Origin of the sequence: Bradyrhizobium sp. AZCC 1588 (assembly GCF_036924735.1) — a bacterium.
Taxonomy (GTDB): domain Bacteria; phylum Pseudomonadota; class Alphaproteobacteria; order Rhizobiales; family Xanthobacteraceae; genus Bradyrhizobium.
Window position 1 is genome coordinate 2259167 of record NZ_JAZHSC010000001.1, and the last position, 22155, is coordinate 2281321.

Here is a 22155-nt window from a genome sequence, read left to right on the forward strand (position 1 = left end):
CTACGAAGTTTTGGTCGTATGGATGCCGCATTCCGTCTTGGGCCTGCCGCGCCAACGGCCGGCGCGGGCGTCCTCGTCCGGCGCCGTCCGGCTCGAGCACGGCATGCACCCGACCGACAGGTAGCCCGAGGCGACCAGCGGATGCGGCGGCAATTTGGTGAGCTTGTAGATCGCCTCGATCTCTTCGCGCGACACGTTGGCGAAGGGATTGAATTTCAGCTTGTTGCCGTCGTCCTCGACAACGGGAATCTCAGCGCGCGCGCCGCCCTGAAAACGCTTGCGTCCGTTGATCCAGGCCGAGAACGGTTTGAGCGCCCGCGCCAGCGGCTCTACTTTGCGGATACGACAGCAGGCGTCGGGGTCGGAAAACCATAATTCGCGATCGGGATCCTGGCGTGAGAGCGCTTCTGCCAGCGGCTTGATCGAGCGGACGTCGCGGAGACCAAGCGCAGCAATCAGCGTATCGCGATAGGCGAGCGTCTCCTCAAACAGCCAACCGGTATCGAGGAAGATCACGGGAATCGCGGGATCGACGTCGGCCATCACCTTCAACAGCGCTGCCGATTCCGTGCCGAATGACGACACCAGCGCAAGCTGCTCGCGGCCGACAGTCTTCAGCGCGGTTTCAATGACTTGCGCCGGCGAAGCGTCGCGCAAGGTATGGTCGAGCGTCTGCGCCGAATGAAGGATCGCTGCTTCAGCGGCGACCACCTGCTGTGAAATCGTGCTCACTGGCCGGCACTCTCCGAATGACGCAACTGCATCCGCCGGTTCAGCGCGGTGACGCGGCCGTCGCCGGTCGGCTGGTAGAACACCGAATAGCGCTTCATGGTCTCGGCGAAGGCATCGGCGTCGGCATCCTTCTTCACCTCGAACGCGTCGAAGCCGGCGCGCGACATGAACACGAACTGGTCGCGCAGCACCTGGCCGGTGGCGCGCAGCTCGCCGTCATAGCCATGCCGCTCGCGCAACAAGCGCGCCTGGCTGTAGGCACGGCCGTCGCGGAAGGTCGGGAACACCAGCGCGACGGCGGCCAGGCGGTCGAGATAGGGCACGAGGTCGTCGACGGCGCGGCTGTTCGGCCAGATCACGCCGGTTTTGCCGGCGCGCTTGAGAATGGCTTCCGGATCTTCGAGGAACCGCGCCGCCGAAATGAGGACCGCTCCGTCGCCCGGCAATTCGGCGCCGTCGGCAACATGGACGAACAGGTCGGTGGTGATTCTTCCCTGCTTAACGAGTGGCATAGACCCGCTCCTTGAATGGCTCGACGCCCAGACGCTTGACCGTATCGACGAACAATTCTTCGGGACGGTCGCGCAGCGCGAGATAGGCTTCGACAATGTCTTCGATCACGTCGGCAACTTCCGCATAGGGGACGGCCGGGCCGATCAGCGCGCCCATCTGCGCGTTCTCGTCGGCGCGGCCGCCGATCGTGATCTGGTAAAACTCCTCGCCGTTTTTCTCGACGCCGAGAATGCCGATATGGCCGACATGGTGATGGCCGCACGCGTTGATGCAGCCCGAGATGTTGATGTGCAGACGGCCGATCATGTCGGCGGTGTCGTGGTTGGCAAAACGCCGGGTCAATTCCTGTGCGATCGGAATCGAGCGCGCATTGGCGAGCGAGCAGTAGTCGAGCCCCGGGCAGGCGATGATGTCGGTGACCAGATTGACGTTCGGCGTGGCGAGCCCGAGACGGTCGAGCGCCTTCCACAACTGCGGCAGGTCGCGCTTGGCAACATGCGGCAACGCCAGATTCTGCTCGTGGCCGACGCGGATTTCGCCGAAGGAGTATTTGTCGGCGAGATCGGCGACCGCATCCATCTGATCGGCGGTGGCATCGCCGGGCGGGCCGCCCACCGGCTTCAGCGACAGCGTCACGATCGAATAACCCTGCACCTTGTGCGGGGCCACCGAGTTCTTGCGCCAGCGCTCGAACAGTGGATCATGCGCGGCCTGCTTCAGCTCGTCCGGCATGTGCGGAAGCTTCTCGTAGGCCGGATAGGAGAAGCGCGAACGCACCTCCTCAATGACGGAATGGTCGAGCGTTAGAGCGCTGTGGCCCATCTGCCGCCATTCCTCGTCGACCTCACGCGCGAACTTCTCGATGCCGAGCTCATGCACCAGGATCTTGATGCGCGCCTTGTAGATGTTGTCGCGGCGGCCGTACTGGTTGTAGACGCGCAGGATCGCCTCGACGTAGCTGAGAATGTCGCGGCCCGCTACGAACGGTTTGATGGTCTTGGCGATGAACGGCGTGCGACCGAGGCCGCCGCCGACCAGCACCTCGAAACCGGTCTCGCCGTCGGCGTTCTTGTGCAGGCGCAAGCCGATGTCATGGATCTTGATCGCGGCACGGTCGTGCTCGGATGCGGTGATCGCAATCTTGAACTTACGCGGCAGGAACGAGAATTCCGGATGCAGCGTGGTGTGCTGACGCAGGATCTCCGACCAGATGCGGGGATCCTCGACCTCGCCGGGCGCGACGCCCGCCCACTGGTCCGAGGTGACGTTGCGCATGTTATTGCCCGAGGTCTGCATCGCGTGGATGCCGACCTCGGCAAGCTCGGCCAGCGCATCGGGCAACTCGGCAAGCTTGATCCAGTTGAACTGGATGTTCTGCCGCGTGGTGAAATGGCCGTAACCGCGATCGTAGCGGCGGGCAATATGGGCGAGCCGGCGCAACTGCTTCGATGACAGCGTGCCATAGGGGATCGCGATGCGGAACATGTAGGCGTGCAGTTGCAGGTACACGCCGTTCTGTAGCCGCAGCATCTTGAATTCGTCCTCGGTGAGTTCGCCCGAGAGGCGGCGCTTCACCTGATCGCGGAATTCCGAAACACGCTCGTTGATAAGCGTGCGGTCGAGTTCGTCATATGCATACATGATGGATCAGCCTTTAGGCCGGAAGAAGGTCGATGGTGAGGCCCTTCGACCGGATGTGTTCACGGAGATTGCCGGGTTTGACCACCCCGCCTTTGAGCTCGACCGGTGCGATATAGGCACCGACCGCGCCGACGTCATCGGCCGCGCTTTCGGCGAGTAACGCACGCGCGTCATCCGAAGTGCTCACGATCGCAGCGTCGGACAGAGCGGTCGACCACCCCTGTTGTGCGGTCCGGTAGACTACGGCGCCATCCCAGGTGCGGTTGGCGGTCACTACCGACGGCCCGGTGATTCTGATTTTCTTTTGTTCGAGCGGAGAGGTCATTCGGCAGCATCCAATAGTTTTGAGATGACTTGGTTGAGGTTGGACTGGCGCCACGGCGCGGAATGCGCGACGACGTCGCCGATGATGAGGATGGCGGGGCCGCCATCGATTTTTTTGACCAGCGCGGGAAGATTTTCGAGCGTCCCGACCACGGCCTGCGCATCCGGCCGCGTCACCCGCGCGAACACGCCGACGGGCGTTTGCGGCAACCGGCCGGCAGCCAACAGGCCCGCGCGGACCGACGGCGCGGCGGTCATGCCCATATAGACGACGATGGTCATCTTCTTGTCTGTCAGCACCGACCAGTCGACGTTCTCGGCGTCCTTTGCCTTGTGCGCGGTCAGGAAAGTGATGCGCAGCGCCTCATGCCGGTAAGTCAGCGGCGCTTCGAACTGCGCGGCAGCGCCGAGGCCTGCGGTGATGCCCGGCACCACCGAATAGGCGACGCCTGCTGCGCGCAACACTTCGATCTCCTCGCCGCCACGGCCGAAGATGAAGGGATCGCCACCCTTCAGCCGCACCGCGCGCTGTCCAGATTTTGCAGCTTCAATCAGCAATTTGTTGATCGCATCCTGGCCGATGCCGGGCTTGCCGACGCGGCGGCCGACCGGAATGCGCGAAGCGTCGCGGCGCACGCGATCGAGAATTTCCGGCGACACCAACTCGTCGTAGAAAACGACGTCGGCATCCTGCAGCGCGCGCAGCGCCTTGATGGTGAGCAGATCCGGATCGCCCGGCCCCGCGCCGACCAGCGTCACCCTGCCCTCGGCCTTGCCGTCCTTGCTCGCGCCGGCGAAGGCGGAGGGATCGGCGATTTCATTCAGCGCGGTTTCCGCCTCGGCCTTGCGCCCAGCCAGAACCAGCGCACCGATCGGGCCGTCGATCACGCGCTCCCAGAAGCGGCGGCGCAGCGCAAATTCGGGAATGCGCGCATGCATCGATTTACGGAAGCTGCCGATGAAGGCGGCGAGATCGCCGATGCGCGCCGGCAGCACCGCTTCGATGCGCTCGCGCACGCGGCGCGCGACCACCGGCGACGCGCCGCCGGTGCCGACGGCGACGACGACGTCGCCGCGATCGACGATCGCCGGAAAGATGAAAGTGGAATGCGCGAGATCGTCCATCACGTTGACGGGCAGACCGACCGCCTTCGCGCGCACTGACATCGCGACGCCGATATCACCGGCGCCGGCGCAGAGCACCGCGATGACACCCGCGAGATCGGCCGTGAGCGGATCGCCGGTTGCGCATTCGATCCGCGCGGCAGCGGCCGCATCGAGGCCCGGAACGTCATGGCTGCCGTCGGTCGCATACCAGCGAATGTTTGCGCCGGCCGATGCCAAGAGGCGCAGCTTCGCGCGCACGAGTTCGCCTGCTCCGACGAGCAGCACCACGCCGCTTTGCAGATCGAGAAACACGGGCAGAAATCGCATGCGAAACTCGCTTCCCCCACTTCGGGGTTGACTGGAATTATTTTCTATATATGTCTCGTTCAACGCCCGCAAAGAGAAAATTATTTCTTCTCTATTGCGTCGCAACTATAGAATTTTCGCCCTCCAAGGCCAAGGCCCAGAGATGCATCTTCTCAATCCCGACTCTGCCAAAGACCGGTTGCGTGGCGCCGACCGCAAAAGCGGCGCCACCGTCGAACAAATTTTCACCGATGGACGGCTGCCGCCGCCCTCGATGGATCATCTCGACGAGCTCGAGGCGCAGAGCATCTACATTCTGCGCGAGGCGTTCGCGCGGTTGAAAAAACTCGCGTTGCTGTGGTCGCTCGGAAAAGATTCCAACGTGATGATCTGGCTGGCGCGCAAAGCCTTCTTCGGCCGCGTGCCGTTTCCGGCGCTTCACGTCGATACCGGCAAGAAATTTGCCGAGATGTACGCCTTCCGCGACCGCTTCGGAAAGGAGTGGGATCTCGATCTGAAGGTCGAACCCTGCCCGTCGATCGATGCCGTCGATCCAACGCTACCGCCGGCCGCACGTTCGGCCGCCCGCAAGACCGAAGGGCTGAAGTGGGCGCTGACCAAATATGGTTTCGACGGATTGATTGCCGGCATCCGCCGCGATGAGGAGGCCACGCGCGCCAAGGAGCGCGTGTTCTCGCCGCGCGGGCTCGAAGGCGGTTGGGACGTGCGCGATCAGCCCCCGGAGTTCTGGGACCAATTCAACGCATCAGTGCCGCAAGGCGCACATTTACGCGTCCATCCGATCCTGCATTGGACCGAGGCCGACATCTGGGCCTACACCAAGCGCGAAAACATTCCGATCATTCCGCTCTATCTCTCGAAGGACGGCAAGCGCTATCGCTCGCTGGGCGATCAGGACATCACCAATCCGGTAGCGTCGACCGCTTCCAGCATCGACGAGATCCTCGCCGAGCTCGACGGCACCAAGGTGCCGGAGCGCGCCGGCCGCGCGCTGGATCATGAAACCGAAGATGCTTTCGAGCGGCTGCGTGTCGCCGGCTATCTCTAACGGACATTTGCTGTGAGCGTTGCGATGAACATGATCCTGCCTGCCAGCGTTTCGGCAACACCGAACGGCACCACCCGCCCGCAAGTCCGCATCGTCATCGTCGGTCACGTCGATCACGGCAAATCCACGCTGGTCGGCCGCCTGCTGCACGAGACCGGCAGCCTGCCCGAGGGCAAGCTGGAGATGCTCAAAGCAGTCAGCGCACGGCGCGGCATGCCGTTCGAATGGTCGTTCCTGCTCGATGCGCTGCAGACCGAGCGCGACCAGGGCATCACCATCGACACCACGCAAATCCGCTTCCGCACCCGCTCGCGCGACGTCGTACTGATCGACGCGCCCGGCCATGCCGAATTTCTGCGCAACATGATCACCGGCGCCTCGCAGGCCGACGGTGCGGTGCTGATCATCGACGCGCTGGAAGGCGTGCGCGACCAGACCCGGCGTCACGGCTATCTGCTGCATCTGTTGGGCATCAAGCAGGTCGCGATCGTCGTCAACAAGATGGACCGCGTCGATTTCAGCGCGGATCGCTTCAAGGCGATCAGCGACGAAATTTCGGCGCATCTCATCGGCCTTGGCGTGACGCCCTCGGCGGTGATTCCGATTTCCGCGCGTGACGGCGACGGCGTTGCGGAGCAGACGCCACGGATCGGCTGGTACCAGGGACCGACCGTCGTCGAAGCGCTTGACGCGCTTGAGCCGGCGCGGCCGTTGGAGCAACTGGCGCTGCGGCTGCCGGTGCAGGCGATCTACAAGTTCGACGACCGCCGCATCGTGGCGGGCCGCATCGAGTCAGGACATCTGAGTGCCGGCGATGAAATCGTCATCATGCCCTCCGGCAAGATCGCGAAGATCAAGAGCGTGGAGAGCTGGCCGGTGACGCCGCTCAACGGCAGCCATGGCGCGGGCCGTTCGGTCGGCATCACGCTCGACCGCGAATTGTTCATCGAGCGTGGCGACGTCATCGCCCATGCGGGAGCTACCCCGCGCGACACGCGGCGGATTCGCGCCCGCATTTTCTGGCTGCACGACAAGCCGCTGTCGAAGGCCGATCAGATCCTGATCCGCCTTGGCACGCGGGAAACCCGCGCCAGCGTTGTCGCGATCGAGAAGGCGGTCGATCCCGGTGAACTCTCCAACGAGGAGACCACGGCGATCGCGCGCAACCACGTCGGCGAAATCGACATTTCGCTGGCGCAGCCGATCGCGGCCGATCCCTATCAGGAAAATTCGCGCACCGGTCGGCTGGTAATCGAGGTCAACGGCCGCATCGCCGGCGGCGGCCTCGTGCTGTCGGTCGATGCCGGACAGCGCGCCGTTCCGATCGACATCGTGCCGGTGGAATCCGCATTGCGCCCCGAAGAGCGCTCGGCGCGCTACCGCCACAACGGCGCAGTGATCTGGCTGACCGGCCTGCCGGGCTCGGGCAAATCGACGCTGGCGCGCGCACTCGAGCGACGGCTGTTTTCGCGCGGTGGTTCGCCCATCCTGCTCGATGGCGACACCCTGCGCGCCGGCCTCAACGGCGATCTCGGCTTCTCCGCGCAGGACCGCACCGAAAACATCCGGCGACTGGCGGAAGTCGCAACTCATCTGGCGCGCAACGGACACATTGCCGTCGTCGCGGCGGTCTCGCCATCGGCCGACGATCGCGCAGCCGCGCGCCGCATCGCCGACGCTTCGTTCCGCGAAATCTATGTCGCGACGCCGGCCGAAGTCTGCGAGAGCCGCGACCCCAAGGGCCACTACGCCAAGGCGCGCGCCGGCACGTTGCAGGCTTTCACCGGCATCGGCAACGACTACCAGCCGCCGGCTCAAGCGGAGCTCCGCATCGATACCTCTGCGCGCACGGTTTCGGACGCAACCGACGAGATCGAGCGAATGCTGGCGGAGACCGGCATTCTGTTCGACGAACTGGTCGATCTAGCAGCGAACATCTAAAAGCGTTTTCGAGCGAAGTGGACACCGGTTCGCGTAAAGAAAACGCGTCCAAATAAGGCCTTCCACTTCCTTTTGGGGCCTTCTCATCGACCCGGCTTTAGGGCTAAAAGGGCGGCCAATGCCGCCCCTTTGGCGCGTTTTTTGCTGTTTTCGTCTGAAAACCAGCCATTGAACGCCAGTTTTTACCTGAGAAAGCCCGTCATGAATCGTGTCGATGCCCACGGATTGAAGATCGCCCCTGTCCTGTTCGACTTCATCGCCAAGGAGGCAACTCCCAAGACCGGGATTTCCCCAGATGCATTCTGGGCCGGCGTCGCCGCCATCGTCAAAAAGCTCGGGCCGAAAAATCGCGAGCTGCTCGCCCTGCGCGACGCGCTGCAGGTCAAGATCGACGGCTGGCATCGCGCCAACAAGGGCAAGGCGTTCGACATGAACGCCTATACGGCGTTCCTGAAGGAAATCGGTTATCTCCTGCCCGAGCCGGCTACGCAGAAGGTCGAGACATCCGATGTCGACGAGGAGATCGGCAAGATTTGCGGACCGCAGCTCGTCGTTCCCCTGACCAATGCCCGCTACGCGCTGAACGCGGCGAATGCCCGCTGGGGCTCGCTCTATGACGCGTTCTACGGCACCGACGCGATTCCGCATGATCCGAGCGAGGCTGGCCGCGGCTACAACAAGGGGCGCGGCGACAAGGTGATCGCCAAGGCCAAGGCGTTCCTCGATTCCGCCGTGCCGCTCGCAACCGGCAGTCACACTGATGTGACGTCGTACAGCGTCATCGCCGGCCAGCTCGCGGTGAAACTGAAGAGCGGCAACGCCACCGCGCTAAAATCTGCCTCGCAGTTCGCCGGATACCAGGGCGATGCCGCCCAACCTTCCGCGGTCCTGCTCGTCAACAACGGTATGCATGTCGAAGTGAAGATCGACCGCAATCATGCGATCGGCAAGGACGATCCGGCCGGTGTCGCCGACATGATTCTGGAATCGGCGGTTTCCACCATTCTCGACATGGAAGATTCGGTCGCCGCCGTCGATGCCGAAGACAAGGTGCTGGTCTATCGCAACACGCTCGGCCTGATGAACGGCACGCTTTCGGCCGATTTCGAGAAGGGCGGCAAGACTGTTCAACGATCTCTCAACCCTGACCACGTCTACAAGACGCCCGACGGCAAGGAGCTGACGCTGCACGGACGCAGCCTGCTGCTGATGCGCAATGTCGGCCATCACATGTTCACCGACGCCGTGCTCGATGAAAAGGGCGAGGAGATTCCGGAAGGACTTCTGGATGCTGCGGTCGCCGGTCTGCTCGCGATCCACGACCTCAAGGGCAATTCGAAGGTCAGGAACAGCCGCACCGGCTCGGTCTACATCGTCAAGCCGAAGATGCACGGCCCCGATGAAGTCGCGCTGACCTGTGAATTGTTCAGCGAGGTGGAAAAGCTGCTCGGACTGCCCGAGAATACCATGAAGGTCGGCATCATGGACGAGGAGCGCCGCACCACGGTGAACCTGAAGGCCTGCATTCAGAACGCCTCGAAGCGCATCTGCTTCATCAACACCGGCTTCCTCGACCGCACCGGCGACGAGATTCACACTTCGATGGAAGCGGGTCCGATGATCCGCAAGAACGACATGAAGGCGCAGCCCTGGATCAAGGCCTATGAGGACTGGAACGTCGACATGGGCCTGATCGACGGCCTGCCCGGCCATGCCCAGATCGGCAAGGGCATGTGGGCGGCGCCCGACAAGATGGCCGACATGCTCAGCCAGAAGCTCGGCCATCCGCAGGCCGGCGCGACCACGGCGTGGGTGCCGTCGCCGACCGCTGCCACGCTGCACGCGCTGCATTATCATCAGGTCAACGTGATCGCGCGACAGGAAGAGCTCGCCAAGGGCGGCCAGCGCGCAAAACTCTCCGACATCCTCACTATTCCGGTTTCGCAGTCGAACTGGGCGCCCGATGACGTGAAGCAGGAGATCGATAACAACTGCCAGGGCATCCTCGGCTATGTCGTGCGCTGGATCGACCAGGGCGTCGGCTGCTCCAAGGTACCCGACATCCATGATGTCGGCCTGATGGAAGACCGCGCGACGTTGCGGATTTCCAGCCAGCATCTGGCGAACTGGCTGGCGCATGGCGTCGTCAGCAAGGATCAGGTGATGGAATCGATGAAGCGCATGGCCGTCGTCGTCGACAAGCAGAATGCCGGCGACCCGCTCTACAAGCCGATGGCGCCTTCGTTCGACGGCGTTGCCTTCCAGGCCGCCTGCGATCTCGTCTTCAAGGGCCGCGAGCAGCCGAACGGCTACACCGAATACATCCTCACCGCGCGCCGCCGCGAGGCAAAGGCGGCGGGCTGAGCCCGCCGCGACACGTCACGATGCCGCATCGATTCTGGCGGAACGCCCGAGCTTTTTGTCCGTTGATCGCCATACCAAGAGGAGGAGATGGCGATGGATTGGAACAGGGTTGAAGGCAACTGGAAACAGTTCAAGGGCTCCGCCAAGGAGAAGTGGGGCAAGCTTACCGATGACGATCTGAACGTCATCGAGGGCCGCCGCGAACAACTCGAAGGCAAGCTGCAGCAGCGCTACGGCTTCGCCAAGGACCAGATCCGCAAGGACGTGGACGACTGGTTCAAGACCTTGAAGTAGGCCCTCGCTTTCCGAACACCAAAAGCCCCGCATCCGTCGGGGCTTTTCGTTTTAGACCGAGATGTATCTCAACAGCGAGATCACGCCCAGAATGATCACCACGACGCGGGCGATCTGCTTGGCGCGGCCGTCGATCGGCAGGAGGTTGATGAGATAGAGGACGAGGATAACGACCAGGAACGTGATGAGTATGCTGACAAGCATGCGAAGCCCCCTTCGGCGTTGGCCGGAAAATGCGCTGGTAGTGTTTTGTTAACGTGAACAAGCGCGCCGGGTTCCGCGTCACGGAACCGACCCCGCTTGGAAAATCGCAGCCATTTCAAGGAATCCTCGTAGTACTACGCGGGCTCTCACTCGATAAGTATTTACCGTTTGCCCTCCAAATGGCCACGACGCCTCGGGGGAGCATCATGTTTAACCGTCTGACCGTATCCGCACTGCTGAAAACCGTCATCCTCGTCACCTCATTCTGCGTGGTGGTTGGATTTTCGCTTAGCGCCTGGGACTCCTGGGGCCGCTTGCAGGTGGCGAGCCGCATTGCGGTCATCGCCGACGCCTCCGCAAACATGTTCAAGGCGATGCACAATCTGCGCACCGATCGCTCCACGACCAACCGGCTCTTGAATTCCGATGCGCCGATGGATGCCGATATCGAGAAGTATCTGCGCAACATCCGCGACACCGAAATGCCGGCGATGGGCAACGCGCTCGGCCTGCTCGGCGGCATCGACTTCGCGCAGCACCAGACGCTGGTCCCCGAGTTCGACCGCCTCTACAAGACGATGACGGCGCTGCAGAAGGAGTTCTGGGAAGCCGTGGCCAAGCCGAAGGCCGCGCGCCGACCCGAGCTGGCCAAGGAGTATATGGCCGCCGCCAGCGCCATGCTGGAAACGCTGGAGAAGCTGTCCAGGGCGCTGGGTGCGGCCGTCAATCACCAAGACGCGACCATCGACCAGTTGCTGGCGATCAAGCAGATCGCCTGGCTGTTGCGCAACACCGCCGGCGAGGCCTCGCTGATCGTCTCGACCGGGCTCAGCACCGGGAAGGTCTCGCCCGAGGGGAGGCTCGCCTATACGAAATACAGCGGCGGCATCGACGCCGCCTGGAGCGCGCTGGAATTGACGGCAGCGGGGATGCAGTTGCCCCCGGCGATTTCGAGCGCCATGGCTGCAACCAAAACCGCCTATTTCGAGCCGCAATATCTCGCTCTGCGCGACCGGTTGCTGACGCAGGTTGCGGCCGGCGAGAAGTCGGAACTGACCGCCAACCAGTGGACCCCGGTCACGGTTGGGCGTCTCGCTGCCGCCGTCGCCGTGGCCGAGGCCGCGCTTGACGCCGCCAAGGATCACGCCGCGCACCTGCGCTCCACCGCCCAACGCTCGCTGACGATGCAGCTCGCATTGCTGATCGGCGCGCTGGCGCTGGCGTTCGGTGCCATGGCGATCGTTACCCGCCGCGTCATCAAGCCGCTGCACGCCATGCGCGACGCCATGCTGAAAGTCGCAGCCGGCGACCTCGGCGTCGATACCGGCTATGCGGCGCGCCACGACGAAATCGGCGCGCTGGCCGGCGCACTGGAGACGTTCAAGCAGCAGGCCGCCGACAAGGCGCGGATCGAGGCGCAGGAGCGCGAGCGCAACGCTGGCGCGATGGCGCGGCAGCAGGCGATCGAGAGCTATGTCGGCGAGTTCGAGGGCATGGTGCGCCAGACGCTCAACCAGCTCGGCGATGCTTCCGGCCAGATGCGGACCACCTCGACTGGCCTCTCGACGATTTCGCGCCAGACCAACGAGCGCGTCCAGGTCGCCGAGAAGGCCTCCGGCGACGCCTCGATGAGCGTCGAGACGGTCGCTGCGGCTTCCGAAGAGCTCAGCGCCTCGATCAACGACATCAGCCAGCAGGCGGCGCATGCCGCCAGCATCGCCAGCCGCGCGGTCGGCCAGGCGCGCAACACCGACGGCACCGTTCAGGGATTGGCGCAATCGGCAGGACGGATCGGCGAAGTCGTCGGCCTGATCAATACCATCGCCGCACAGACCAACCTCTTGGCACTCAACGCCACCATCGAGGCCGCGCGCGCCGGCGAGGCCGGCCGCGGCTTTGCGGTGGTCGCCTCCGAGGTAAAATCGCTGGCGAGCCAGACCGCGAAGGCGACCGAGGAGATTTCCGAGCAGATCTCGGACATCCAGCGCGTTGCCGGCGAGGCCATCGACGCCATCAAGGGCATCGGCAGCATCATCGGCGAGGTCAATGAGGTCGCGACCGCGATTGCCGCCGCCGTGCAGCAACAGGGAGCCGCGACCCAGGAGATCACCCGCAGCACCCAGTTTGCCGCGCAGGGCACCAAGAATGTGTCCGACAACATCACCGGCGTGAAGGCTGATGCCGACGCGGCCGCGGCCGCCGCCGAGGACGTCAAGCAGGCTTCCCAGACGCTAGAGACGCAGAGCCAGCAACTCGGCAATCAGGTCACCGCGTTCCTCGGCAAGATCCGCGCGGCGTAGTTCACCTCCACTCGTCATGCCCGGGCTTGCCGGCAATCATTCTCAATCCCGCGCCACCACGGGCACGCGCCCATACTTGGCGCGGACCTTTCCGGATGCGGGTGAGAAGTTCAGCTCAGTGCCGCGCCTGTCGCCGCTGCGGCCCACGACCAGGAGGCCGTTCTCGCCGGCGACGATGTCGCCCTTGCGCAGCGTCGGGTCGTCCTCGATCTTGACCTGCGCCAGCCCGACCTGGTCCTTGCCGTTGCAGGTGCAGCCGCTGACGAGTTCGTTGCGATAGCGGAACGCGTTCGGCAATTCCGAATAGGCTTTTCCGTTTTCGGCGGCCGCGTCGTCGACGCTGCTGCCGTAGAACACCTTGGTCTCGCTCGCCGGGCATAGCTTGTTGCAGGAGGCCGCCCGGCTTGCGTTGTCGGACGCTGTGAGCGGGAAGTAGCGCCCGTCGCAGGTTCGCACGCAATACGCCTGACCGCCACCGCCGTAACGGGTGCGCCCCTCGCCGCGCGGCGCATACACCTGGCCGTCGTCATTGGGAAAGGGCATCTGGATATTTGGCTGATGGCGCGGGCGGGCGAATCCGCCGAATAGTTGCGAGAAGAAGTCCTGCGCCTGCGCGGCAGGCGCCAGCGCCAACGCGCACGCCAGCGCGGCTGCTCCCCATGCCGCCAGTTTTCCCGATCGCATCAACGGGCTCCTCTCACGCAATACCAGGCATCAATTCAGTTCAGCTCCGGCGGCGTCAGGTTCATCGCCTGGCGGCCCGAAGGCGCGGCGACGACCGGGCGCAAATGCGCCGCGGCCGGACGAGCGGTCCTGGAATCCCCGCCGCGCGCCATGACCGGCGCCTTCTTCGGCAGCACCACGACCTTGGTGCCGACATCGACACGGTTGAACAGGTCGATGACGTCCTCATTGATCAGGCGGATGCAGCCGGACGAGACGAATTTCCCGATCGTCGAGGGATCGTTGGTGCCGTGAATGCGGTACTGGCTGGTGCCGAGATACATCGCCCGCGCGCCGAGCGGATTGCCGGGACCGCCGGCCATGAAGCGCGGCAGATAGGGCTGGCGCGCGATCATCTGGCTGGGTGGATGCCAATCCGGCCATTCCGCCTTGCGGCTGATGGTCTGCATCCCGGCCCAGGTAAAGCCTTCGCGGCCAACGCCGACGCCGTACCTGATGGCCCGGCCCTGGCCGAGCACATAATAGAGCGTGGTGTTGCCGGTATCGATGACGATGGTGCCCGGCGCCTCCGTCGTACCGAAGGGGACGACAGCACGGCGAAGCCGTTCGGGCGTCGCGCCCTCGTCGGACGCAATCACCTCATCGGCGGGATAGCCATTCGGCTGGGTGGATGCGTAGTCGCGCGTCTGCGCGTTCGCAGCACTCAACGGCATCAGCAAAACGGCGGCGACGAGAACAAACGCGCTCGCCACGCGCGACGAAGGCCGGCGATCGGAGGACTGTGTCATGGGACCTGCCCCGTGGGATTGTGCATCGCTGGATGCTCTGCTCCAACAAACGCCGCCGCGAGCCGGCGGTTCCGTGCCGTCGGCGCCGCTGCGCATCGCGCCACGCGCGGCACCGCTCACGCCTGCGCGATGGAACCCGCGCCTCCACATCACGTTCTGATTCCAGTCCGGTTTGCGACGTCGCTGTTGCCGTGTCACCGCAGCTTCGGGCGAGGGAAAACCATTTGTGAGCGTCATTCCCACCAAGCCGCCGCCACCCAAGCGTTCGCCCGCCAAGCCTTTGGCTTCCAAATCTCAGCCGACAAAGCCATTGCCCGGCGAACGCCAGCTTCCCAACGGGCACGAAGGCGCGCCGATCCCCGACAGCAAGGCAGAGCAGCCGCCGGTCATCCGCCGCACTGAACTGGTGGCGATCTCGCTCGTCGGCCTCCTGGTCATCTGCATCATTACCGGTCTCTATCTCGCCAAGCCGCTCCTTCTGCCGATCACGATGGCTTTTATCGTCGGGACCATGCTGTCGCCGGCCGCCAGCTTCCTGGAGCGCTACCGCATTCCGCGCGCGGTCGCCGCGGTACTGATCGTGGCGGCCACCAGCGCCGCCGCCGCTTTCATGGTCGGTCTGATCGCCTCGCCCGCAATCGAATGGAGCAGCAAGCTTCCGGAGCTGGGAGCGCTCTTGAGGGACAAGCTGCGCGTGTTCGACCGGCCGCTCGCTCAGTGGCAGGAGCTGCAGAGCATGCTCGGCGGGCCCGATACGCTGACGACATTGCATCTGCCCAAGGTCGACTGGGTGCAGCCGACGCTGGAATTCCTGTCGCCGACCTTTGCCGAATTCCTGCTGTTCATCGCAACGCTGATCCTGTTCATCGCGAGCTGGCGGGACCTGCGCCGGGCCCTGATCCTGAATTTCGGCGAGCGGGCGTGGCGGCTGCGGACGCTGCGGATCCTCAACGAGATCGAGGAGCATCTCGGCAACTATCTGTTGGTGGTGACCATGATCAATGCCGGCGTCGGCATCGCCACCGGGCTGATCTGCGCGGTCACGGGCATGCCCAACCCGGCCAGTCTCGGCGCACTGGCGGCGATCCTGAATTTCATTCCGATCATCGGCCCGGTGGCGATGTTTGCCGTGCTGGTCGTGGTCGGCCTTGTCGCATTCCCGACCATCAGCGCCGGGCTGCTGGCGCCGGCCATGTTCGCCGCGATGACTTTCCTGGAAGGCCATTTCCTGACGCCGACGATCGTCGGCCGCCGGCTGGCGCTAAACGCGCTTGCAGTATTCCTGGCGGTGGCGTTCTGGACCTGGTTGTGGGGCCCGATGGGCGCGTTCCTGTCGTCGCCGCTTCTGATCGTCGCACTGATCGTGAAGGAGCACTTGATGCCGCCGGCTTCGCCGCAACTGCCGGAGGACTAGGGCGAGGAACTTCCCATTCGGCGGAGCGTTTGTTCCGCGAATGAACTCAGTACCCGGGAGCTTTCGATGTCTGACGCCGCAATGAAGAATCTGACGGACAAAGCGACCTACGAGCGCCTGCAGAAGGACGTGACCGCTGTGAAAAACGATATCGCAGCCCTGACCGAGCAGATCACCGACGCGCTGAGCAGTTTTGCCGGCACCGCCGGCAAGCAGGCGCGGCACGGCTACAGGCAGGCGCGCGCCAATGCAGAACAGGCGGTCGACGACGTGTCGGAGCGCGGCAGCGCGATGATGGACGCAGCCCAAGACGCGGCCTCTTCGATCGAGGAGACGCTGGAAGACGCCATCACGCAGCGTCCGCTGGCAACCGTCGCCGTGGCGCTGGGGATCGGCTTTCTGATCGGCGTGGCGTGGCGTAGGTAGGTTTGGCGACCGATCGCGGGCGCCGGGCAGCCATGCCTTGCATCGCCTCTTGCATTCCCGTGGCGACGGAGCGCTGCGGCGTGTTTTGTTGACGCGGTTTTCAGATCGAGGCGTGGCCATGTTTCAGCGACTGATCGACGATTTCAAGGAATCGACCGGCACCGCGTTGCGGCTGACTTCGCTGGCGGCAGCGGCGGCTATAGCATTGCTGGTCACGGCCGCCTTTCTGTGCGCAGCGGCCTTCGTGTTCGTGCTGGAGCGGTACGGTCCCGTGCAGGCTTGCCTCACCGGTGCCGCCATCTTCTTCGTGGTCGCGCTGATCGCGGCCGGCTGGTACATGGTGCGCAAGAGGCAGATCGAGGCGCGCGCCAAACAGGCGGCGAAGGCGAAATCCACCGCGCAGGCCGTGCTGTCCGATCCGGTGCTGGTCGCGACCGGCATCCAGGTGATCCGCGCCATCGGCGTCAAGAAGCTGATCCCGATTCTCGCAATCGGCGGACTGGCGTTGGGATTTTTGGCAAGCCGCGCCAACGCCAGCAGCGGCGAGAGCGAAGCGCCGGCGGAGTAGGCGAACTCGCGTGTCGTGAGATCGTGAAGCTGTCACATCCTGAGCACGCGGCGCATCCAGTGCGCTGCAGCCCATCCACGTCATTGCTAGGAGCGTCAGCGACGAAGTAGTCCATTCCTCCGTTTGCGCGGCGCGATGGATTGCTTCGCTCCGCTCGCAATGACGCGGAGATAGCGACGCACACACCACTGTCGTCCCCCGCGAAGGCGGGGGATCCAGTACGCTGCGGCTTCTCGGTTCTATCACTGACGTCTCTGGGATACTGGGGTCGCCCGGTCAAGCCGGGCGATGACAACTGAATATGACTCCGCATTCTCGCGGCGCATGGCGCCCGAGATTTGCCATCAACTTCCCGCCCTCTCGTTCTGAGGGCGCAGGGAAGACCGGGTGCTTGCTGCACCCGCGGTCTCGTGTGCAATTGCGCATAGCAAAAGCGCACACGAGCATACAGGTACAGCGGGAGCATCCCGGCCTTCCCTGCGCAATGGCTTTACGGCTTATAACGTGCTCTCCCCGGAGAACGGCTCTTTTGCCTCCGTCGTCGGCGGGACACTTCCCGCCAACTTAACGCCAGCACCGCGGCGCCAGAACCACACGACTTCGCCGTACGCCTCCGGCGCCTACGTCTAGCGCGCCATCCGCGTCCATCGCATCTCACCGCACGGTCGTGACGATCGCGAGCGCCCCTCAATGGGTGAGACGGACGGAGTTATGCGACTGATTTGCCCGTCATGTTAAGCGGAATATTTTTGATTCCTGGGCTTGACACCATTTCGGAAAATCAGAAGTGATTTGCCCCGTCAGGGGTCGTCACAGACAAAGTCACAGAAATCATAGGGTGAGCAAAGCGCCCACCCTACAACTGCGACAGCCGCGGCTTGCTCACCCTCCCCTGGAGGGGGAGGGTCGCCGCGAAGCGGCGGGGTGGGGTGACGGTCTCACCTCACGATCAGTGCCCGGGTGGAGAGATCACCCCACCCCGTTTCGCATTTCGCTACGCTCATGCGAACCGACCCTCCCCCTCCAGGGGAGGGTGAGCAAGTGCCGCAGGGAGGCAAAGCGAAGCGTGCCCATCATCGGGAAACGTGCCCGGTGATAGATGGTGGGCACGGCGCTATCGCGCCTTTGCCCACCCTACAGATCTCGTTTGGCGGATACGATGCCTCAGGTCACGCAGCGGCCGGGCTGGAGCAGTTTTGCGACTTCGGTCAACACGCTGACGGGCGGTTCGCAGGCGATCGTTGTCTTCGATTTGCCGGGCTTGTTGTCTGGCTTGGCTGGTGGCGCCGGACGGTTCCGCGCCTCCTCTTGGACCACGGGAACACGGACTACCACGGACGTGTCCTCGAGGCCGACGGTCCGGATGGTAATCGTCTCGGTCTGGCCCGCCGCGGCTTTGACCGCCGCGCGGTCGGCCTTGGCGGCGCGGTTGATGTCTGCCCCGCGGTTGATGTCTGTTCCGGGTGCGGTCGCGGCGAGTTTCAGCCGGCTGGCGAGATCGTGACCGGAAGCAAGCTGAACGGCGCCAAACGTGACGAAGACGGCAAGAAGGGCAAAAATTGCTTTGAAAATCTGTGACATGGCTCTGTGTCCCTCGCCCCATGGCGATCACGAACACAACCCGAACCGAGTAGCCGTAGGTCCGGCGCTTATCGATCACTTAACCGTGTATGAAAAATATTTGCGGCACCATGGAACGACTCCGGGGGCTCGGAGTCATCCCGGCAGCCGGTTATTCCCCCTGCCCCATTGACCGGCGACGTAGGGTGCGACCGTGGTGATGCCGGTCGCACCCTGCTTTTTTTGTAACTACCGCCCAGCCGCCTTCATCTCCTCACTCGGCCTCACGTCCTGCGAGCGGCTGTAAATCGCAACCGCGACGATCAGCACCAGCGTCAGCGTGCCGAACAGCGCGCGATAAGCGTCCTCCGTGCGCGCGCCATTCGCCAGCGGCTCGAACGCGCCGATGATGATGCCGGAGAGCGTCTGCATGCAGGCGACGCCGAGCATCACTGATGTGTTCATGGTCGAGATGCCGCGGCCGATCAGGCGGTCGGGGAAGATGCCGCGGCCGTGGGTCATCACCATGGTGCTTGAGGCGGAGAAGAAGCCCATGGCGACGATGGCGCCGATCGGTAGCCAGGCAGGCGGGTGAGAGAACAGCGCCAGAATCGCGAGCAGCAAAATGATCGCCGAGGTGCCGCCGATGGCGATCCACTTGCGGGTGTCGAGCCGGCGGTCGAGCGGGCCGAAGGCGAGCATGCCGGCCTGGTAGGCGATCACGGCGCAGAGCAGGACATTGCCGGCCGCGATCGGGCTCAAACCATGCACCTCGCGCAGAAACGCGCCGCCCCACAGGCCCTGCACGGTGAAGGTGCACGCGTAGTTGCAGAAGTTCAGCGCCAGGATCGGCTTCAGGCGCGGATTGCGCAGCACCTCGATCAGGCCGTTGAGCATCTCGCCGGGCGGCTCCGCCTTGCGGCTGAGGAAGGGATGGCCGGGCGGCGCGTCGCGCACCACCAGAAAGATCGCGACCGTGGCGAGCGCGGTGAAGATGACGACGGCGCCGAATACCGGCCGCCAGCCGACCGCCTGCGATGCCCAGGCGAGCGGCGTGGTGGCGGCGAGGTTGCCGAGCAGGCCGATCGACAGCACGAGCGCCGTTAGCGTGGAGAAACGATCCGGCGGGAACCAGCGCGAGATCACCACCATGCTGCCGATCAGCATCACGCCGCAGCCGGCGCCCATCAGCGCGCGGCCCGTCAAGAGCACCGGCCAGCTCGGCGCCAGCGAGAACATCGCACCGCCGATGCAGGCCACGATCAGCATGCCGACCACGGTATAGCGCGGCCCGAAACGGTCGAAGAAGAAGCCGCAAGGGATCTGCATCGCGGCGAAGCCGAAGAAGAACGCGCCGGTCAGCGCCCCCAGCGCTTCCGGCCCGATCGCGAGATCGCGCATCAAATCGAGGCCGATGGTGACGTTGGAGGCGCGGAAAAAATGGCTGGCGACATAGGCGGTCGCCAATGTCGCAACGATGATGAGGCCCCGGCGGTGGGGGAAAGGCCGCTCGGCGGACTGCATCGGTGAAGGAACGTTTCCGTTTGTTTTCTCGTTGCAACGAGCCTATGCGGGCGCGGCGCGCAGTTCAACAAGCAATCGAACCGATTGGTAGCCTCCAGTGCGCGCACGGCATTGTCCGAAAAAAAATCCGGCACGCTGGTGGCGCGCCGGATAGTCCGACCAGCTTACACATCGAAGCTGGTGGCCCTAGCCAGGGGGAGGTGCCCGGCCGAGAACACGGTAACGCCGGCGGTCGCCGGTCCCAGCGTGTGGAATTCCGGGATCCGCGGCGTATCAGGAGAAGCAATCATACCGCCGGCCTCACAAGCCGGAGGTGAACTGCTTCACAGACCGCGTGCACAAAAAAGAAAGGCCGTGCAGCGGGCATTCCAACTCTACGCAACAACAACTCGGATCAGTCCGCAGCCCGCGGTTCAACCGACCAATCAGAAGTCATCCCGCGATGCCGCCGCCATTGATCGCTCCGCGCGTTGCGAATGGCGGCAACTGCTGACGGATGTCGCGTGCCGGCGGCCGCTCGGACGGATCGCGCCCGATCGTTGCCCTCAATTCCGCAAGCTCGATGAAGGCATCGGCCTGACGCCGCAGTTCGTCAGCCACCATCGGAGGCTGGCTGGTCAGGGTCGAGACGACAGTAACGTGCACGCCGCGGCGCTGCACCGCCTCCAGCAGCGAGCGAAAATCCCCATCGCCGGAGAACAGAAACATCCTGTCGATACGCTCGGCGAGCTCCATCGCATTGACGGTAAGCTCGATATGCATGCTGCCCTTCACCTTGCGGCGGCCACTGGCATCAGTGAATTCCTTGCTGAGCTTGGTAACGACGGTGTAGCCGTTATAATCGAGCCAATCGACCAGAGGACGGATCGATGTATATTCCTGATCCTCGACAATGGTCGTGTAGTAGAACGCGCGCAATAACGCGCCACGGCCCTGGAACTCCTCAAGCAGCCGCCGGTAGTCGACGTCGAAACCGAGTGTCCTGGCGGTCGCGTATAGATTGGCGCCATCGATAAAGAGCGCAATTCTGTCGGACGGCATCATCAGACACTGGCCTCTCATTTAAGGGGACGCCGATCGAGCGAGCATTCGCTAAAGGCTTGCCCGCACGCTCTAGGTACCAAAGCTGACCGAGGTGACGAGGCAGGGGCGCCGACGACCGGGAGGAACAATCGCGCGCTGCGCCAGTAGTTTAGTCGATATACATCCTGCCTCGACGCGCCAACGTTAAGGTGCATGCGCGCCGAGCTCAATTGTACCGAGGTAAGCCGCCGGTATCGAAACGGATGGACCGACTATACGAAGGTTTAACCTCTTCCGCCGCAAACCGGCGGCTCTTCACTGAGCCGACCTGTTCTGACCGCGTTGCAGAAAATGCTTCAGCCATTTCCACGCCGGCGCGACGACAAATCCGACGACCGGAATCGATGCGGCGCCGACCAGCAATCCGATGACACCGGAGATGGCGGCCTCAACCACCCATTCGAGAATCGCGGCTATGGGCGGCACCGCGTGCGCCGCAGCCTCCGCCGCCGCCTTGACGGCGTGTTCGATCGCGGGCGGGCCGTAGACCTCGAGGCCATGCAGGATGATGCCGCCGCCCACCCAGATCATGGCGGCGGTGCCGACGACGCTGAGGATTTTCAGCAGTACGGGCATGCTGCGAACAATGCCGCGTCCGAGTGCGCGGCCAACAGCCGAGGCGCGGTCGCTCCGCGCCAGACCAACGCCAACATCGTCGGCCTTCACGATCAGCGCGACCACGCCATACACGGCGACGGTGATTCCGATCGCCACGACCGCCAGCACGAGCGCCTGCTTCCAAATGCTCCCCGCTGGGAGCGCCGCCAGGGTGATCGCCATGATCTCGGCTGAAAGGATGAAGTCGGTCTTGATCGCGCTTGCGACCTTCTCGTCTTCGATCGACTGAGCGTTCAACGCCACCGAGCCGAGCTGGGCCTCATGCTGATGTGCCTGATGGGGCATGACCGCTTCGAGCACTTTCTCGACCCCTTCGTAACAAAAGATAGACGCCGCCCAGCATCAGCAGCGGCGTGATCGTCCAGGGGAGGAAGTAGCTCAGCACCAAGGCGGCTGGCAGCAGAATCAACAGCTTGTTGCGCAGCGATCCTGCGGCGATCCTGCCCACGATGGGAAGCTCGCGCTTCGGCTCGAACCCGATCACGTAACCGGGCGTGACCGCGGTATCGTCGATCACAACGCCTGCGGCTTTTGAGCCCGCCCTGGCGGCCTGGCTGGCGACATCATCGAGGGAGGCTGCAGCTACCTTCGCGATACCAGCGACATCGTCGAGAAGGCCGATCAGCCCGATACTCATCGAATTCTACCCCCACACCATTTGATTCGCGGCCCCAAGCCTTGCGGTTCAAGCCTTG

At 63.9% G+C, this 22155-nt stretch carries 19 protein-coding genes and 1 pseudogene; 8 read left to right on the forward strand and 12 right to left on the reverse strand.

The window, feature by feature from the left end; translation table 11 throughout:
* The 5 genes from V1277_RS10600 to cysG are packed head-to-tail and all read right to left on the reverse strand — an operon-like array spanning position 1 to position 4644.
* Positions 1 to 732, reverse strand: a complete 732-nt coding sequence (locus tag V1277_RS10600; RefSeq protein WP_442894468.1) for a phosphoadenylyl-sulfate reductase — start codon at positions 730 to 732, stop codon at positions 1 to 3.
* Positions 729 to 1244: a DUF934 domain-containing protein gene (locus V1277_RS10605; RefSeq protein WP_334372666.1), complete on the reverse strand. Its 516-nt coding sequence runs from the start codon at positions 1242 to 1244 to the stop codon at positions 729 to 731. The genes V1277_RS10600 and V1277_RS10605 overlap by 4 nt, the downstream gene beginning before the upstream one ends.
* Positions 1231 to 2886, reverse strand: a complete 1656-nt coding sequence (locus V1277_RS10610) for a nitrite/sulfite reductase (protein WP_334416110.1) — start codon at positions 2884 to 2886, stop codon at positions 1231 to 1233. Before V1277_RS10610 ends, V1277_RS10605 begins: the two co-directional genes overlap by 14 nt.
* Positions 2887 to 2899: 13 nt before the next feature.
* Complete coding sequence (locus V1277_RS10615) at positions 2900 to 3211, reverse strand: DUF2849 domain-containing protein (RefSeq protein WP_065747452.1); 312 nt, start codon at positions 3209 to 3211, stop codon at positions 2900 to 2902.
* Positions 3208 to 4644 (reverse strand): siroheme synthase CysG, encoded by a 1437-nt coding sequence (gene cysG, locus V1277_RS10620; RefSeq protein ID WP_334416111.1) that lies wholly within the window; start codon positions 4642 to 4644, stop codon positions 3208 to 3210. The genes V1277_RS10615 and cysG overlap by 4 nt, the downstream gene beginning before the upstream one ends.
* A 253-nt stretch (positions 4645 to 4897) precedes the next feature.
* Between cysG and cysD the strand changes: the two genes are divergently transcribed.
* The 4 genes from cysD (at position 4898) to V1277_RS10640 (ending at position 10291) form a co-directional block, all read left to right on the forward strand.
* Positions 4898 to 5692 carry a sulfate adenylyltransferase subunit CysD gene (gene cysD, locus V1277_RS10625; protein ID WP_028349295.1) on the forward strand — a complete coding sequence of 265 codons (795 nt, stop codon included), beginning with the start codon at positions 4898 to 4900 and terminating at the stop codon, positions 5690 to 5692.
* 24 nt (positions 5693 to 5716) lie between these two features.
* Positions 5717 to 7633, forward strand: coding sequence for an adenylyl-sulfate kinase (gene cysC, locus V1277_RS10630; RefSeq protein ID WP_334416112.1), 1917 nt, complete (start codon positions 5717 to 5719; stop codon positions 7631 to 7633).
* A gap of 201 nt (positions 7634 to 7834) precedes the next feature.
* On the forward strand, positions 7835 to 9997 hold the full coding sequence (locus V1277_RS10635) for a malate synthase G (protein ID WP_334416113.1): 2163 nt from the start codon (positions 7835 to 7837) through the stop codon (positions 9995 to 9997).
* 93 nt (positions 9998 to 10090) lie between these two features.
* The gene (locus V1277_RS10640; RefSeq protein ID WP_334372657.1) at positions 10091 to 10291 is read left to right on the forward strand and encodes a CsbD family protein; all 201 of its coding nucleotides are present in this window, start codon (positions 10091 to 10093) and stop codon (positions 10289 to 10291) included.
* 51 nt (positions 10292 to 10342) lie between these two features.
* Here V1277_RS10640 and V1277_RS10645 read toward each other — a convergent pair whose 3' ends face one another.
* On the reverse strand, positions 10343 to 10495 hold the full coding sequence (locus V1277_RS10645; protein WP_156908724.1) for a Thivi_2564 family membrane protein: 153 nt from the start codon (positions 10493 to 10495) through the stop codon (positions 10343 to 10345).
* A gap of 206 nt (positions 10496 to 10701) precedes the next feature.
* On the opposite strand from V1277_RS10645, the gene V1277_RS10650 reads away from it, so the two are divergent.
* Positions 10702 to 12795: a methyl-accepting chemotaxis protein gene (locus V1277_RS10650; RefSeq protein WP_334416114.1), complete on the forward strand. Its 2094-nt coding sequence runs from the start codon at positions 10702 to 10704 to the stop codon at positions 12793 to 12795.
* 42 nt (positions 12796 to 12837) lie between these two features.
* On the opposite strand, the gene V1277_RS10655 is transcribed toward V1277_RS10650, so the two are convergent.
* Together V1277_RS10655 and V1277_RS10660 are read right to left on the reverse strand one after the other, a co-directional pair.
* Positions 12838 to 13479 carry a DUF2865 domain-containing protein gene (locus V1277_RS10655; protein ID WP_334416115.1) on the reverse strand — a complete coding sequence of 214 codons (642 nt, stop codon included), beginning with the start codon at positions 13477 to 13479 and terminating at the stop codon, positions 12838 to 12840.
* Between the two features lie 35 nt (positions 13480 to 13514).
* A complete protein-coding gene (locus tag V1277_RS10660; RefSeq protein WP_334416116.1) occupies positions 13515 to 14267 on the reverse strand; it encodes a L,D-transpeptidase in 753 nt (250 codons plus the stop codon).
* A 310-nt stretch (positions 14268 to 14577) separates the two neighbouring features.
* On the opposite strand from V1277_RS10660, the gene V1277_RS10665 reads away from it, so the two are divergent.
* From V1277_RS10665 to V1277_RS10675, 3 genes are all read left to right on the forward strand, one after another.
* The gene (locus V1277_RS10665; RefSeq protein WP_334420333.1) at positions 14578 to 15681 is read left to right on the forward strand and encodes an AI-2E family transporter; all 1104 of its coding nucleotides are present in this window, start codon (positions 14578 to 14580) and stop codon (positions 15679 to 15681) included.
* A gap of 66 nt (positions 15682 to 15747) precedes the next feature.
* On the forward strand, positions 15748 to 16107 hold the full coding sequence (locus V1277_RS10670) for a DUF883 family protein (protein WP_334416117.1): 360 nt from the start codon (positions 15748 to 15750) through the stop codon (positions 16105 to 16107).
* Between the two features lie 118 nt (positions 16108 to 16225).
* Positions 16226 to 16675, forward strand: coding sequence for a hypothetical protein (locus tag V1277_RS10675; protein WP_334372648.1), 450 nt, complete (start codon positions 16226 to 16228; stop codon positions 16673 to 16675).
* A 1164-nt stretch (positions 16676 to 17839) separates the two neighbouring features.
* Here the strand turns inward: V1277_RS10675 and V1277_RS10680 are convergent.
* From V1277_RS10680 to V1277_RS10695, 4 genes and pseudogenes are all read right to left on the reverse strand, one after another.
* On the reverse strand, positions 17840 to 18256 hold the full coding sequence (locus tag V1277_RS10680) for a hypothetical protein (RefSeq protein WP_334416118.1): 417 nt from the start codon (positions 18254 to 18256) through the stop codon (positions 17840 to 17842).
* Between the two features lie 228 nt (positions 18257 to 18484).
* A complete protein-coding gene (locus tag V1277_RS10685; protein WP_334416119.1) occupies positions 18485 to 19759 on the reverse strand; it encodes an MFS transporter in 1275 nt (424 codons plus the stop codon).
* A gap of 432 nt (positions 19760 to 20191) precedes the next feature.
* Positions 20192 to 20806: a LabA-like NYN domain-containing protein gene (locus tag V1277_RS10690; protein WP_442894572.1), complete on the reverse strand. Its 615-nt coding sequence runs from the start codon at positions 20804 to 20806 to the stop codon at positions 20192 to 20194.
* 291 nt (positions 20807 to 21097) lie between these two features.
* Positions 21098 to 22097, reverse strand: a pseudogene (locus tag V1277_RS10695) (DUF808 domain-containing protein).
* Between the last annotated feature and the right edge of the window lie 58 nt (positions 22098 to 22155).